Origin of the sequence: Skermanella rosea, assembly GCF_016806835.2 — a bacterium.
In the GTDB taxonomy this organism is placed as follows: domain Bacteria; phylum Pseudomonadota; class Alphaproteobacteria; order Azospirillales; family Azospirillaceae; genus Skermanella; species Skermanella rosea.
Genome location: NZ_CP086111.1, coordinates 4344008 through 4358895, shown reverse-complemented (window position 1 = coordinate 4358895; position 14888 = coordinate 4344008). Strand labels below are relative to the sequence as shown.

The 14888-nt window shown below is 69.4% G+C and carries 13 protein-coding genes; 8 read left to right on the top strand and 5 right to left on the bottom strand.

The features are described 5' to 3' along the window. Positions 1 to 3 precede the first annotated feature (3 nt). The 3 genes from JL101_RS20370 to JL101_RS20360 all read left to right on the top strand — a co-directional run bounded on the left by JL101_RS20370 (position 4) and on the right by JL101_RS20360 (position 1355). A complete protein-coding gene (locus JL101_RS20370) occupies positions 4 to 645 on the top strand; it encodes a phosphoribosylanthranilate isomerase (protein WP_203097571.1) in 642 nt (213 codons plus the stop codon). Positions 646 to 659: 14 nt separating this feature from the next. Further along, a complete protein-coding gene (locus JL101_RS20365) occupies positions 660 to 905 on the top strand; it encodes a 2TM domain-containing protein (RefSeq protein ID WP_203097572.1) in 246 nt (81 codons plus the stop codon). A 165-nt stretch (positions 906 to 1070) separates the two neighbouring features. After that, positions 1071 to 1355: an acylphosphatase gene (locus tag JL101_RS20360; RefSeq protein WP_203097573.1), complete on the top strand. Its 285-nt coding sequence runs from the start codon at positions 1071 to 1073 to the stop codon at positions 1353 to 1355. 3 nt (positions 1356 to 1358) lie between these two features. Here JL101_RS20360 and ligA read toward each other — a convergent pair whose 3' ends face one another. From ligA to JL101_RS20345, 3 genes are read right to left on the bottom strand one after another with little or no spacing between them, the layout of a single operon-like run. Then, a complete protein-coding gene (gene ligA, locus JL101_RS20355) occupies positions 1359 to 3473 on the bottom strand; it encodes an NAD-dependent DNA ligase LigA (RefSeq protein ID WP_203097574.1) in 2115 nt (704 codons plus the stop codon). Then, complete coding sequence (gene recN, locus JL101_RS20350) at positions 3473 to 5152, bottom strand: DNA repair protein RecN (RefSeq protein ID WP_203097830.1); 1680 nt, start codon at positions 5150 to 5152, stop codon at positions 3473 to 3475. Before recN ends, ligA begins: the two co-directional genes overlap by 1 nt. 8 nt (positions 5153 to 5160) lie before the next feature. Next, positions 5161 to 5982 (bottom strand): outer membrane protein assembly factor BamD, encoded by an 822-nt coding sequence (locus tag JL101_RS20345; protein WP_228435510.1) that lies wholly within the window; start codon positions 5980 to 5982, stop codon positions 5161 to 5163. 315 nt (positions 5983 to 6297) lie between these two features. Here JL101_RS20345 and JL101_RS20340 point away from each other — a divergent pair, with 315 nt between their 5' ends. Then, on the top strand, positions 6298 to 7623 hold the full coding sequence (locus JL101_RS20340) for a DUF3422 family protein (RefSeq protein ID WP_203097576.1): 1326 nt from the start codon (positions 6298 to 6300) through the stop codon (positions 7621 to 7623). A 292-nt stretch (positions 7624 to 7915) separates the two neighbouring features. Here the strand turns inward: JL101_RS20340 and JL101_RS20335 are convergent, their stop codons facing one another. Then, positions 7916 to 9856, bottom strand: a complete 1941-nt coding sequence (locus tag JL101_RS20335) for a di-heme-cytochrome C peroxidase (protein WP_203097577.1) — start codon at positions 9854 to 9856, stop codon at positions 7916 to 7918. A gap of 103 nt (positions 9857 to 9959) precedes the next feature. Continuing rightward, the gene (locus JL101_RS20330) at positions 9960 to 10748 is read right to left on the bottom strand and encodes a peptidoglycan-binding protein (protein WP_228435008.1); all 789 of its coding nucleotides are present in this window, start codon (positions 10746 to 10748) and stop codon (positions 9960 to 9962) included. Positions 10749 to 10941: 193 nt separating this feature from the next. Here JL101_RS20330 and JL101_RS20325 point away from each other — a divergent pair, with 193 nt between their 5' ends. From JL101_RS20325 to JL101_RS20310, 4 genes are all read left to right on the top strand, one after another. Then, positions 10942 to 11418, top strand: a complete 477-nt coding sequence (locus JL101_RS20325) for a hypothetical protein (RefSeq protein ID WP_203097578.1) — start codon at positions 10942 to 10944, stop codon at positions 11416 to 11418. A gap of 211 nt (positions 11419 to 11629) precedes the next feature. After that, positions 11630 to 11854, top strand: a complete 225-nt coding sequence (locus JL101_RS20320) for a hypothetical protein (protein WP_203097579.1) — start codon at positions 11630 to 11632, stop codon at positions 11852 to 11854. Positions 11855 to 11857: 3 nt separating this feature from the next. Further along, the gene (locus tag JL101_RS20315; protein WP_203097580.1) at positions 11858 to 13252 is read left to right on the top strand and encodes a hypothetical protein; all 1395 of its coding nucleotides are present in this window, start codon (positions 11858 to 11860) and stop codon (positions 13250 to 13252) included. Further along, positions 13239 to 14831, top strand: a complete 1593-nt coding sequence (locus JL101_RS20310; RefSeq protein ID WP_203097581.1) for a sulfatase-like hydrolase/transferase — start codon at positions 13239 to 13241, stop codon at positions 14829 to 14831. Before JL101_RS20315 ends, JL101_RS20310 begins: the two co-directional genes overlap by 14 nt. Positions 14832 to 14888: the final 57 nt, after the last annotated feature.

The window sequence follows — 14888 nt, the reverse complement described above, 5'->3', positions numbered from 1 at the left end:
CACATGTCTGTTCAGGTGAAGATCTGCGGCGTCAGCCATCCGGGCGCGGTCACGGCCGCGGTCCAGGGCGGGGCGCGCTATATCGGGCTGGTGTTCTACGAGCGCTCGCCCCGGCACGTGGCGCCGCCGCTGGCGGCGGAGTTGGCGCGGATGGTGCCGACGGGAGTGAGGACGGTCGGGCTGTTCGTCGATCCCACGAACGAGTACCTGGAGCATGTGGTGAGCCAGGTGCCGCTCGACCTGATCCAACTCCACGGCGACGAGACGCCGGAGCGGGTCGCGGAGATCCGCGCCGCCTTCTCCATGCCGGTGATGAAAGCGATCAAGGTGTCCTCCGCGGCCGACCTGGACGCCGTCGACGCCTATGCCGCGGTGGCCGACCGGCTGCTGTTCGACGCCAAGCCGCCGGCCAAGGTCGCCGCACTTCCGGGCGGCAACGGCATCGCCTTCGACTGGACCATCCTGACCGGGCGGACCTGGTCGAAGCCCTGGATGCTGTCGGGCGGCCTGACCGCAGGCAACGTCGCGGAGGCCATCGCGGTCAGCGGCGCCGCGTCGATCGACGTCAGTTCGGGGGTCGAGGACCGGCCGGGCCACAAGGACCCGGACCTGATCCGCGACTTCCTGAAGGCCGCCGGCCGCTGATCCGGGCTAGGGCCATGGAAGAGCTGCCGTCCGAAGGCGAGGTGGAGGAACGGGACGAGGCCGGCCCGGCGAAGCGCCGGCTGCGCGGCTTCCTGAACCACCTGATCATCTATTTCTCGGCCATGATCCTGCTGGTGCCGATCAATTTCCTGCTGACGCCGGGCAGGGTCTGGTTCGTCTTCCCCCTGGTCGCGTGGGGAGCGCCGCTGGCGATCCACGCCGCCTTCGCCATGGGGCTGTTCGACCGTTTCAAGCGGTGAAACATGATGGATCGTAGGTCGGCCTCGGCCGCAGGCCGACGCCGACAGCGTGGCCGGAGCGTTGACGCAGGGTGTCGGCGTTCGCCCTGACGGGCGAATGCCGACCTACACCACTGTTCGACCGCTTCAGGCGGTGAGTGGGAAAAAGGAAGCGCGAGGGTACCCATGAGTGACACCAAGGCAGTCAACGTCACGGTTTCGGGCAAGGTCCAGGGCGTGTGGTACCGCGCCTGGACGGTCGAGGAGGCGCGCTCCCGCGGGCTGGTCGGCTGGGTGCGCAACCGGAGCGACGGGACGGTCGAGGCGGTCTTCGCCGGGCCGGCCGGGCAGGTGGACGACATGGTCGAGGCCTGCCGGCGGGGGCCGACGCACGCCCGGGTCGCCGGCGTGGCGGTCGCGCCGGCGGGGTTCCCGAGCGTGGACGGGTTCGAGCAGCGGGCGACCTATTGACCCCTACTGCGAGGCCACGAGGTCCAGCCACTCCTGCTCGGTCAGGGTGGTGAGGCCGAGGTCGCGGGCCTTGGTCGCCTTGCTGCCGGCATCGGCGCCGACCACGACATAGTCGGTCTTGGACGAGACGGAGCCGGCCACCTTGGCGCCGAGGGATTCTGCCCTGGCCTTGGCCTCGCTGCGGGTCACGGTTTCGAGGGTGCCGGTGAACACGACCGTCTTGCCGGCGATGGGCGAGGACTGGGTCCGGGGCGGCACGAAGTCGGTGACGGTGACCCCGGCGGCCAGCAGGTCTTCCAGAACTTCCAGATTGTGCGGCTCGGCGAAGAAGCCCAGCAGGTCGTCGGCGACCGAGGGGCCGATCTGCTCGATCCCGATCAGTTCGCCATAGGCTTCGGAGCCGTGGACCTGCGCCGCGGCCATCTGCTCCCGCCAATGGTCGAAGCTGCGGTAGCTGCGGGCCAGCAGGCGGGCGGTGGTCTGGCCGACCTGGGGAATGCCGAGCGCGAAGATGAAGCGGTCGAGCGGGATGTCGCGGCGGGCGTCGATGCTGTCGAACAGCTTGGCCGCCGACTTCTCGCCCCAGCCGTGGCGGTTCTTCAGCCGGGTCAGGCTGGCGGCGTCCTTCTCGCGCAAGCGGAAGATGTCGCCGGGGCGGCGGACCATGCCCTCGTCCCAGAATTCCCGGATGATCTTCTCGCCCAGGCCCTCGATGTCGAAGGCGTCGCGGCTGACGAAATGGCGCAGGCGCTCGACGGCCTGGGCCTCGCAGATCAGGCCGCCGGTGCAGCGGCGGATCACCTCGCCCTCGGGCCGGACGGCGGCGCTGCCGCACACCGGGCAATGGTCGGGGAAGACGTAGGGCTCGGCTTCGGCCGGGCGCTTGTCCAGGACGGCCTGGACGATCTGCGGGATCACGTCGCCGGCGCGCTGGACGACGACCAGGTCGCCCTTGCGCACGTCCTTGCGCCGGATCTCGTCCTCGTTGTGCAGGGTGGCGCGGCTGACCACGACGCCGCCGACGGTCACCGGCTCCAGCTCGGCCACGGGGGTCATGGCGCCGGTCCGGCCGACCTGGATGGTGATGTCCTTGAGGCGGGTCTGGGCCTGCTCGGCCGGGAACTTGTGGGCGATGGCCCAGCGCGGCGCCCGGCTGACGAAGCCCAGCCGGTCCTGCCAATCCAGCCGGTTGACCTTGTATACGACGCCGTCGATGTCGAAGGCGAGGCTGGAGCGCCGCTCCTGGATCCCGTCGTAATAGCGCAGCAGCGCGTCGGCGCCGCAGCACAGCGCCGCCGGCTGGTTCGGGCGGAAGCCCCAGTCCTCCAGGCGCCGGCGCACCTCCCATTGGGTGGCGCCCAGCGGCTCGGACACCTCGCCCCAGGAATAGCCGAAGAAGCCCAGGGGCCGCGACGCGGTGATCCTGGAGTCGAGCTGGCGCAGGCTGCCGGCGGCGGCGTTGCGCGGGTTGGCGAAGATCGGCTTGCCGGCGGCGGCCTGGCGCTCGTTCAGGGCCATGAACTCGGCCCGGTCCATGTAGACCTCGCCGCGCACCTCCAGGACGTCGGGAACCGGGCCGGGGAGTTGCTTCGGCACGTCGCCGATGGTCCGGACGTTGGCGGTGACGTCCTCCCCCTCCTGGCCGTCGCCGCGGGTGGCGGCGAGGACGAGCCGGCCCCTCTCGTAGCGCAGCGAGCAGGACAGGCCGTCGATCTTGGGCTCGGCGACGAACTCGACCTGGTCGGCTTCCTTGATGTTGAGGAAGCGGCAGATGCGCTGGACGAACTCGTGGACGTCCTCGCCCGCGAAGGCGTTGCCCAGCGACAGCATCGGCACGGCGTGGCGGACCTTGGCGAAGCCCGCGGCGGGGGCGGCCCCGACCTTCTGGGAGGGGCTGTCGCCGCGCTTCAGCTCGGGGAAGCGCAGCTCGATCGAGTCGTTGCGGCGGCGGAGCGCGTCGTAGGCGGCGTCGGAGATCTCCGGCCGGTCCTGCTGGTGGTAGAGGGTGTCGTGGTGGGCGATCTCCGACGCCAGGGCCGCCAGTTCCTCGGCGGCCTGTTCGGGGGAGAGTTCGTCGGCGGGGATGTCGCGGACGGCTTCGCGGGCACCCGCCGTCATCAGCCGTGCCCCGCGATCAGGCTTTCCGCCGCGGCGCGGGCCTCTTCGGTGACCTTGGCGCCGGAGAGCATGCGCGCGATCTCCTCGCGCCGCTGCCTGTCGCCCAATTCCACCACTTCCGTCGTCACCCGTTCCTCCGAATCCTGTTTCTGGACCTGCTTCTGCACCTTCAGGTGATGGGCGCCGCGCGCCGCCACCTGGGGACTGTGGGTCACCACCAGCACCTGGCGGTCGCGACCCAGCTTGGCCAGCCGCTCGCCGACCGCCGCCGCGACGGCGCCGCCGATGCCGGTGTCCACCTCGTCGAACACCAGGGTGGGCACGGTGCCGACCTGGGCCAGCACCACCTTGAGCGCAAGCATGAAGCGCGCCAGCTCGCCACCGGACGCGATCTTGTTGATCTGGCCGGGCGGGGAGCCCGGGTTGGTCGCCACCAGGAAGGCGACGCGGTCGATGCCGTCGGGACCCCACGAGGACTCGTCCAGCGGCTCCAGCGTGGTGGTGAACCGGGCGCGGTCCAGCTTGAGCGGCGGCAGCTCGCGGGCGACCGCGGCGTCCAGCTTGGCCGCCGCCTTGCGGCGGAAGTCGGACAGGCGTTTCGCCGCCTCCAGATAGGCGTCGCGGGCCTGGGCCGCCTCGCGGGCGAGGCGTTCCAGCGCGTCGCCCTGGTCCTCGATCAGGTTGAGGCGGCGCGACATGTCCTCGCGCAGCGCCGCCAGCCTGTCGACGTCCACATTGTGCTTGCGGCCGGCCGCGCGGAGCGCGAACAGACGCTCCTCCAGCTTCTCCAGCGCGTTGGCGTCCATGTCCTCGTCGCTGGAGAGCGCCTGGAGGGTGGCGACGGCGTCGGCGACCTCCGCCAGGGCGCGGTCCAGGGCGCCGATCACCGGCTCCAGCCGGCCGCCGGCCTTGTCGATGATCCGCATCAGCGCCCGGTGGGCGCCGTTGAGGCCCCGCTCGACCCCGCGCTCGCCGGCCAGCTCGCCGAAGGCGGCGTTCAGCGCCTCGACCACCTTCTCCCGGTGCATCATGACCGTGCGGGTCTCGGCCAACTCCTCCTCCTCGCCGGGACGGGGCCGGAGCTCGTCCAACTCGGCGACGGCGTGGCGGAGATAGTCCTCCTCCGCCCGGGCGCGGGCGATCTCCTCCGCCGCCTCCTCGCGCGCGGCCTCGACCTGGCGCCAGGCGCGGTACGCGGCCGAGACCTGCGCGCCCATGGTGGCGAGGCCGGCATAGGCGTCCAGCACGGACCGGTGGGTCTGCGGGTTGAGCAGGCCGTGGGTGTCGAACTGGCCGTGGACCTCGACCAGCGTCTCCCCCAGCCGGCGGAGCAGGGTCACGCCGATCGCCTGGTCGTTGACATAGGCGCGCGAGCGCCCGTCGGCCGTGACGACCCGGCGCAGGACGAGGGTGTCCTCGATCTCCAGCCCCTGCTCGCGCACCAGGGCCACGGCCGGGTGGTCCTCCGGCAGGTCGAACTCCGCGGTGACGGAAGCCTGGTCGCTGCCGTGGCGCACCAGGGTGCTGTCGCCCCGGCCGCCGAGCGCCAGGCCCAGCGCGTCGAGCAGGATCGACTTGCCCGCACCCGTCTCGCCGGTCAGGACGCAAAGCCCCGCGTTCAGCGACAGGGACAGACGCTCGATCAGGACGACGTCGCGGATCGACAGCGCGACCAGCATGGGCTGCCTTAGAACACCGAGGCCCAGGCCCGGCTGATCCATGAGTTGCTGCTGCTCTCCGGCCGCACGTTCGCGTCCACCAGCAGGGCGTAGCTGTCTACGTACCATTCGCTGCCCGGAAAGTTGTGACCCAGCACGGCCGCCGCCGCCTGCGCCTCGTCCACCACGCCGAGGGCGAGGTAGGCTTCGGTCAGGCGATGCAGAGCTTCCGGCACGTGGCTGGTGGTCTGGTATTTCTCGATGACGGTGCGGAAACGGCCGATCGCGGCGTTCTGATGGCCTTGGCGCAGGTAGTAGCGCCCGATCTCCATCTCCTTGCCTGCCAGATGGTCATTGGTCAGGTCGATTTTAAGCGCCGCATCGCGGGAATAGGGCGATTCCGGGAAGCGCCGCGTGACCTCGCCCAGCGCGTCGAGCGCCTGTTGGGTGATTCGCTGGTCGCGGCCCACGTCGGTGATCTGCTCGTAATAGGAGAGCCCCTTCATGTAATAGGCGTAGGCGATGTCGTCGCTGCCGGGATGGAGCTGGATGAACCGGTCCAGCGCGATGATCGCATCGTCATATTCCAGCGCCTGGTAGTGGGCGTAAGCCGCCATCAGCTGCGCCCGGGTCGCCCACTGCGAGTAGGGGTGCTGGCGCTCGACCTCGTCGAACAGGCGCGCCGCCTCCTTGTACCGTTCCTCGTCCATGGCGGTGGCCGCCTCGGAATAGATCGTTTCGACCGGGCGCTCGACATAGGGCGCCTCCTCGGTCGACGCACAGGCGGCGAGGCCGAGGCCGAGCAGGGGAGCGGCGACCAGGCGGATCAGGGCGGGAGACAGACGGGTCATCATCGACATTTCACACGGGGTACGGAGTTGGCGCCTGTATAGCACGCTCCAACCCGGACGCGACACCGTTTGGAGCGCCGGGTCGGGAGGGAGTGCCTGCGACGGTGCCGCCGGTTCGGTTAATTTGTCGAAAACCCTGAAGCATTCCAAGATGACAAAGTTGAGGAGTTCGGCTGGAACGTTACCAGAACACCTGCGGCATATCAACCGGCTCCCCGAATTATCGGCCGGACCGCCCCGACCGGTTTCCCGCGAGCCTTCGGCGGGCAAACCCGCTAATCTGCCGCACCCGAAGCCATTGCAGTGTCCGCCTCCATGACCGCCACGCTGACCACGCCCCTGCGCCCGCTGAAGGACCATGCCCTGCGCGAGACGCTGGCCAACGAGGTCCACGCCCGACCGGCGGAGAGCCTGAGGGCGCCGCTCCGGGCTACCCATCTCGCGATGCTGTCGGGCGAGGGGGCCGGCGAGCGGGACCGCGCCCATCTGGCCCGCCTGTGCGAGCGCGCCGGCGTGGCGCCGCCGCCGGCGGGAGCCACCCATTACAGCGCCGACCTGGGCACCTGCCGGATCAAGTGGGAGCGCCACACCGAGTTCAGCAGCTATACGGTCTTCCGGCCGTGGGGGAACCCCAGGGGCGGCGACGGCTTCTCCGACACCGCGCTGATGGCCCTGCCGCCGGAATGGCTGGCCGGCATCGCGGGCGAGATGCTGGCCGGCGTCCACCTGTCGCTGGTCCAGTCCGATTCGCCGCTGGCGACGCCCGAGGGGCTCCAGGGCGTATTCGGGTCCGACGGGTTCGTCGGCGCGCGGATGGCCGGCGGCGGCGCCACCGGCTGGACCGACTTCCGCATCCATGCCGACGGGTTCGGGCGCTACGTGGTCGCCGACCACGGAATGAAGCCGCGCCAGGCCGGGCGGCTGGTCCAGCGGCTGTTCGAGATCGACACCTACCGGATGATGGCCCTGCTGGCCCTGCCGCTGGCCCGCGGCGTGCTGCCGCGGATCCGCGGGATCGAGGCGGAGCTTGCCAAGCTGACCGAGCAGACCACCCACATCGCCCGCATGGAGGACGAGCAGGCGCTGCTCCAGCAGCTGTCGAAGCTGGCCGCCGAGGCGGAGCAGACCTCGGCCGAGACGACCTACCGCTTCGCCGCGGCCCGGGCCTATAGCGACCTGGTCGCCCGGCGGATCGTCGAGCTGCGCGAGGACCGCATCGAAGGCATGCAGACCATCGCGGAATTCATGGCCCGCCGCTTGACCCCGGCGGTCGATACCTGCGAGGCGGTCGCCAAGCGGCAGGAGTCGCTGTCGGCCCGCATCGGCCGCGCCAGCAACCTGCTGCGCACCCGCGTGGATCTGGCGCTGGAGGAGCAGAACCGCGACCTTCTCCTCTCCATGGACCGCCGCGCCAGCCTTCAGCTGAGATTGCAGGAGACGGTCGAGGGATTGTCGGTGGTCGCGATCAGCTATTACCTGATCGGCATCGTCTCGTACCTGTCGAAAGCCCTGAAGGGCGTCGGCCTGCCGATCGACCCCGACCTGGCGGTCGGCATCGCGGTGCCGGTGGTGCTGGTGCTGGTGTGGCAGGGAGTGCGGCGGATCCGCAAGGTGGTGACCGGGCGGGAGGGGCACGGGTGAGGGGCGGCCCCCATCCGGCCTGCCTTGTTCGCGGCCGGCATGGAATGAAGGGAATCGGCCACAGATTACGGCGATATCCCCAGATGATCCGGTCGGTATCTTCGTCCATCGCCGTAATCTGTGGCAAGAGCCTGAATCACGCTTGCGCCGCCCCCGCCGGGGCGGTGCCCGATCAGGTCGATCCGCCCCGGGGCAGCCGGGCCGCGGCTGATGTGGCGGCGGGTGAGGCGATTGCCGTCGGTCGGCCTCGGCCGTAGGCCGACCGACGGTTGCTCTCGGCGAGCCGGGAGGTCTACAGGCTCTTCAGGTACTCCAGCAGGGCCATGCGCTCGGCCTCGGTGAGCGCGCGGCCGATGACGCCGTTGCCCTTTGGGCCGTCCTTGAATTCGTGGCCGGTGTTCCGGCTGCCGGCGACGGTCGTGTCGACCAGGGTCGTGCCCTTGGCGCAGGACGCCTCGTAGCCGAGCTTCTTCGGGTCGTATTCGCGGCCGCCCAGGCAGAAGCTTTTCGGGCGCTGCGCCGCGGGGAGCAGCAGGTCGTGGAGGGTCGGCACGGAGCCGTTGTGCAGGAACGGCGGGACCGCCCAGATGCCGTCGAGCGGGCGGGCCTTGTAGATCGCCTTGGCCTGGAGGCAGTTGGCCCGGTTGCCGTTCATCTCCTCCTGCCGCTCGGGCGGCACCTTGTTGGTCAGGTACCAGGTCTCGGTCGCCCGCTGCACGGTGTAGCCCAGCGCCGCGGCGAAGCTGGTGGTGGTCACGGGCTGCGCCGCGTCGGCCGATGGCGGCGCGCAGGGGTCCTTGTAGTCGATCGCGACATAGGGCGGTACCGTCGTCACGGTGCGGTTCTGGAGGATGTCGGCCTGCCCCGGATCGGTGCCGACCACGGAAATGGGGACCTGGGTGACCTTCAGGTACTTGCCGGTCGCCTGGGGCAGTTCGGTCCAGTACTTGTCGGACCAGAACTCCTTGTCCGGATCGTTGACCGGGGGCAGGTGGCAGCCCTGGCACAGGTCGCGGTAGAGCTTGCGGCCCTCGTCCCGCTTGGCCGGGTCGATCGCGCCGAACTCCTTCTCGGGCCATGTCGGCGCCAGGAGGCCGTTGAAGCCCTGGGGCACTTCCCGCCCGTCGGGGCCGGGGACCTTCTTGAGGGGATCGGAGCCGGCCAGCATCTCCTCCATGTCGTAAATGTTCTCGACCTGGACGGAGGAGGCGTAGAGTTCGCGGGCGGGGTTGGTCAGGTTGATCTTCGCCGCCACGCCCAGCGCCTCGCCGGCATTGCGGACCATCGGCTGCATGATCGAGGCGTCGTACTGGACCCAGTCGAACCAGGAGGTGTTCCAGGTGTGCGGGAACTTCACCGGCGCGGAGATGCGCGCGAAGTTCTGCCAGGGGTCGAAGCCCGGCGCGTCCTTGGCGCCGATCAGGGCGTTGACGAAGACGGCGTTGCCGATCCGGGTCAGGGCGTCCAGGCGGGCGAAGCCTTCGGCCGCGTCGGTGCCCGGCAGCTCCTTCATCTTCTTGGACAGTACCTCGCCGGCGACGATCAGCGCGTCGAGCTGGGCCTTCAGCTCCGCCTTCTGGTCGGCGGTGTGGTTCGGCCCCAGCACGCGGTCGGCGAAGCGGCCGAAACGGAACGGCAGGTACTTGGTATAGGCCAGCGACAGGCCAAGCACGGTCTGGAGCTTGCCGAAATCGACCGGGGCCGTGCCGCCGTCGAAGCGCAAGCTGACGCCCTTGTATTCCAGGTGGCCGGTATGGCAGGCGGCGCAGGTCAGGCCGATCTGGTCGGGCAGCTTGCGGCCGGTCGCGGGGTCGTCATAGCCGGGCGTGCGGGCGAAACCGACCGGCAGCATGTCGGGGTTGACCTCGCCCGCCTTCTGGCCCCAGCGGTTGGATTCCGCCGCGGAGAGGCCCGGCGTCGCCTTGGGGCTGGGAATGAAGCCGAAGCGCGACAGGTAGGTCTCGTCCCGGAGCAGCGGGGCGGCGCTGAAGATGGTGATCTCCGGCTGCTCCAGCGCCACGAACCAGGAATAGGGAATCGGGAAGGTCGAGGTGCCCTGGGTGGCGTGGTGGAACCAGTGCCGGTCGGCCTGGCTCCAATTCTGGTTCAACCACTTCGCCTCCTTGACGACGGGGGCCGGCGGCAGGTCGGGTGGCAGGAACTCCTTGATCTTGTCGCAACCCGACGCGAGCAGCGTGGCCGTGACCAGCAATGCCATATGGGTGTATTTCATTAACGTATCTCTTCCACCGGAATAGAATTTGCCTGTTCCAGATACACTAAAGTGGTATTACTTTGGAAGAGGGTCTATTCCAGAGGGCAGCGATCCCGGAGGTTCACGGCGGCAGGACATCGACGCGGACGGCGCCGACCAGCGTCGCGATGTAGCGGTCGAGCATTCCGACAGCGATGTCCTTCTCGATCTCCGACGGATGCCTGCCGGCGGCCTGGACGGTACCCATGCCCGGCACCTCCACCGTTCCGTCGTCCCCGACCGTCAGGACCCGTCCTTCCGGCTCCCCGGGCAGCAGGACGGTGATGCGCCGGCCCGGCGTCAGCGGCCCGGAAGGGGCCGGATTGCCCGCAGGGGCCTGCGCCTGAACCGGCTTCGCCTCCCGTTCGGGCTCCGGCTTCGGCTCCGGCCAGTCCGCCATGATCGCCGGGCCGTCCGGCAGGCCGTTGTCGGCGCGATAGCGGGCGAGCGCCTGGCGGGTCCGGGGGCCGAGTTGCCCGTCGGCGGTCCCCGGATCGTAGCCGCGGGCGGCAAGCTGCCGCTGGGCGGTGCGGACGCGTTCGGCCACGGCCGACTCAAGCGCGCGGGCGAAGCGGAGGTCGGGTTCCTCCGGCACCGGGATGCGGAGGTCGGCGGCGGCCCGCGCCATGGCCGACCTGGTCGCCGGGCCGGCGATGCCGTCCGCGCCTCCGGGATCATGGCCGAGCAGGGCGAGGAGATCCTGCACGCGCATGACGAGCCGCGCCTTCTCGTCGGTCTGGGGTTGCTCGTGCGCCGGCGGACTTGCCGCCCCGTCGCTCCCGGAAGCGCGCCGGGCAGGGCCGCCATCCGGAGCGGTTCCGGTGACGCAGCCTGCGAGCAGAACCGTGAGGGGCAGGATGAACGCACGCATCGACGCCAGCCATATCGAAAATTCCACCGTCCCTGAAGAATGCCCCGGTGCCGATCCGGGTACAGCGCACAAATGGGGGAACTGTAGGGGTAGTCTTCATGGAGGTGGCTGTTCCGCCCACGGTCAGCGTTATCGAATTCCGGGGTGAAAAGGTGCTACGCTCCACAAGGCTTTGACTTTCCGGTGGGCAAAAATGAAACACCTTTTCACGAATGCGGGAGCGCTCGTCAGCATTCTACTCGGCGCGCTGGTCCTGACCGGTTGCGCGGAAACGCCCGATCCTGTCTTGGAAACGGCGCAGACTCCGCTGATGCTGGGCGACAGTTCGGCCGACCGGATCGTCTCGCTCCAGACGCGGACGATGCTGGCGGGCCTCGCCTGCGGCCATGTCTGGGGCGATCCCACGGCTTTCGCCCGATATGCCAGCTTCACCAACCGCAACGCGGCGATCCTGCGCCGGTCCCAGCACGAGTTGGCGGACCGGATGGGCGGCATGGCGGAGTTCGACAAGATGCACACCCGCATCTCCAACGGCGAATCCCTGCGCCTGCTGGCCATGGGCGACCAGTATTACTGCTCGGAGATGCGCGGGCCGTTCTACACCGCCGTGGCGATGGGGCCCGACGAGCTGGCCCGGCAGAGCCAGGTGGCCCAGGCCAGCCTGCGATAACGGGGCGGAACCACCCCGCCGCCGAAGCCTGCCCGTCCGTTTATTACACTGATGTGTCACTTTCATGTACGTTGGGTGGGGTTGTTGAGCCCCGCCCACCGTGCTCCAATCCCGTTTCCATCTGATCCGGATGGATTCGCGCGAAGACTCGTGTCGTCTTCGTCAAGGATAAGAGCATGGTGGGAGGCCAACCGGTATGAACCGGATATGCATGGCTTTGCTGGTTGTTCCGGCAATGTTGATCGTTTCGATGCAGAATGCTTACGCTTATCTTGATCCGGGCACCGGCAGCATGATCCTGCAAGGCCTGATCGGCGGTATCGCCGGGGGTCTGTTTGCCATCCGCCTGTATTGGGGCAAGCTGAAGAGCCGGTTCGGCCGCGTGCCCGCGTCGCCGAGGGATGGGAAAGATCCCCGCGACGGCAAGGCCGGCTGACGCATGACCGCTGCCGAGCCCGGTTCCTTCCGCGATCCGTCCGGCCACGTGTTCGAAGCCGATGGCCGGATCTTCCGCACCGTCGCCGCCCGGGCGCTCGCCGACTATACCTTCGTCCGCGACAGCGGGGTGCTCCGCCGCCTTGCCGCCGACGGCCGCCTGGTGGCGTCGGAGGAGGTCGATCCCGCCCTGCTGCCGGCATCCCTGGGCGCGGAGGTCCGGGGAGCGCCGATCGTCGTCGAGCATCCGCGCATCCCCTTCGTGTCGTATCCCTACGAATGGCCGTTCCCGGCGCTGAAGGCGGCGGCGCTGCTGCATCTCGACCTCCAGATCGAGCTGCTGGCCGACAATGTCATGCTGAGCGACGCCAGCGCCTACAATGTTCAGTTCATCGGCCCCCGCCCGGTGCTGATCGACCTGCTGTCGCTCCGGCGCTACCGGGAAGGCGAATACTGGACCGGCTTGCGGCAGTTCTGCGAGCAGTTCCTGAACCCGCTGCTGCTGCGCGCGGTGCTGGGCGTGCCCCATAACCAGTGGTACCGCGGCAGCCTGGAAGGCATCCCGACCGCCGACCTCAACCGGCTGCTGCCGTTCCACAAGAAAATGTCCTGGCAGGTGATGACCTATGTCGTGCTCCAGGCGCGGCTGGAGGCGTCGGCCAACGACAAGGGTGCCGCCGGCATCCGGCGCAAAGGCCTGTCGAAGCCGGCGCTGCTCGGCATCCTGACCCAGCTCCGCGGCTGGATCGAGAAGCTGAAGCCGGCCGACACCGGCAGGACGGTCTGGGGCGACTACGCCCGCAACAACACCTATACGGACGCGGCGGAGGAGGCCAAGTGCCGCTTCATCGCCGAGTTCGCCGAGGCGACCCGGCCGACCCTGCTGTGGGACCTGGGCTGCAACAGCGGCAACTATTCGGCGGTGGCGCTGGGGGCGGGGGCCGGGATGGCGATCGGCTTCGATTTCGACCAGAAGGCGCTGGAACTGGCCTTCGACCGGGCGGTCTCCGAGCGGCTGAACCTGCTGCCGCTGTTCCAGGACGCCGCGAACCCGAGCCCCGACCAGGGCTGGAAGCAGAGCGAGCGGCGCGGCATCCAGGGACGGGGCCAGGCCGACGGGCTGCTGGCGCTCGCCTTCGAGCATCACCTGGTGATCGGCCGGAACGTGCCGCTGGACCAGACCATCGGCTGGCTGACCGGGCTGGCCCCGCGCGGGGTGATCGAGTTCGTGCCGAAGGACGATCCCACGGTCCGGCGCATGCTGGCGCTGCGCGAGGACATCTTCGACGGCTATTGCGTCGAGGCCTTCACCGCGGCGCTCCTCGGCCGCGCCCGGATCGTGCGGGAGATGCCGGTCGCCGACAGCGGCCGCCGGCTGTTCTGGTATGACCGGGGCTGAGGGAACCGGGAGGTCGGCCGGCGTCGGCAAGCCGGCTGGCTTTCCCCTGTACCCGCTGCTGATCGCGGCCTATTTCCCGCTCTACCTGATGTCGGCCGACCTGGGCATGACCAACTTGTCCGACGTCGTCCGCCCGCTGGCCGTGTGCGTGCTCGTCGCGCTGGCAGCCACCGCCGGGCTCGGCCGGATCCTGGGCGACCGGCACCGGGCGGCGCTCTGGGTCGCGCTGGCCCTGGTGATCACCTTCGACTTCCGGCTGATCCAGCGCATGATCGACGGCGTCTTCAGCCCCTGGATCGAGGAGCTTCCCGGCATCTACGCCCTGGCCGGCATGGTCGCCGCGGCGGTCCTGATCGGGTGGCGAGCGCGTCCAGGGGGGAACTTCTCCCGGATCGCTACCGTCGTCGCGGCCGTGATGGTAGCCTTTCCCGCCGTCACGCTGGCCCATCGCGGGCTGATGGTCAACACGGCGGCAGCAGGCGGCGGAGAGCAGGAGCGGGGCGATGCCGCGTTCGACGCTGTCCGGACCGGGGGGGACCGGCCGGACATCGTGCATATCGTGCTCGACGGCTATTCCCGCGCCGACATGCTGGAACGCTATTACGGCTTCGACAATTCGAGCTTCCTGGACGGGCTGCGGTCGATGGGGTTCGCCGTGGCGGACGGCGCCACCTCGCCCTACAGCCAGACGCTCCAGACCATGACCAGCGTCTTCACCGCCTCGGATCTCGACGGCGTCGGCGGGGAGAGGACGGGCGCCGACCTGCGCGACGCCCTGCGCGCCCGCCTCCGGCACAATCCGGTGATGGCAACCCTGGAGCGGCTGGGGTACGAGACCGCGGCGCTGGACATCCGCTACGATCCCGTCCGGATGGACCAGCTCGACCGGCTGCTGGACAGGCACGTGCTGAGCAATTTCGAGATCACCGGGCTGCGGCAGACCGTCTTCTACCCGATCGCCCTGAAGGCGGGGCTTCGCGAGGCCAGCGTTCCGCCGGAGACCTTCGCCAAAGCTTACGAGCGGGAGCTGACGGGGCCGTATTTCCTGTACCTTCACCTGCTGACGCCGCATCCCCCCTTCGACGTGACGCGGGCCGGCGAGGTGCTGCCGCCGGAAGGCGGGTTCTGGAGCATGAACGACGGCGCCCACTATACCGAGCATAAGCCGGAGAAGCGGGAATCGTACCGGCGCGGCTATGTCGAGAAGCTGCTCTATACCAACGACGGCATCCTGGCGCTCGTCGGGAGGATCATCGGAGAGGCGAAGCGCCCCACCGTCGTGATCGTCCACGGCGACCACGGCGGCGGCCAGCGGTTCGACCATGACAGCGCGGAGCGGAGTTGCATGCAGGAGCGGTTCTCGCCGCTGCTCGCGGTCTATGCCAGCGACGGAAGGCTACAGCGGGACCTGCCCCGCGACATCGGCCTGGCCAACCTGTACCGGGTGGTCTTCAACACCTATTTCGGCACGGCGATGCCCCTGCTGCCGGCGCGCAGCGTGTTCGTCGGCTGGAAGCAGCCGGAAATCCGGCGCATCGTCGCGCCGGCCGAACTGGCCCGGACCTGCGGGCCGGAGTGACCCGGGGAGCCGGCGCGTTGGTGTCGGCTGCCGCTTCGCCATAGCCGCCCTACGGAT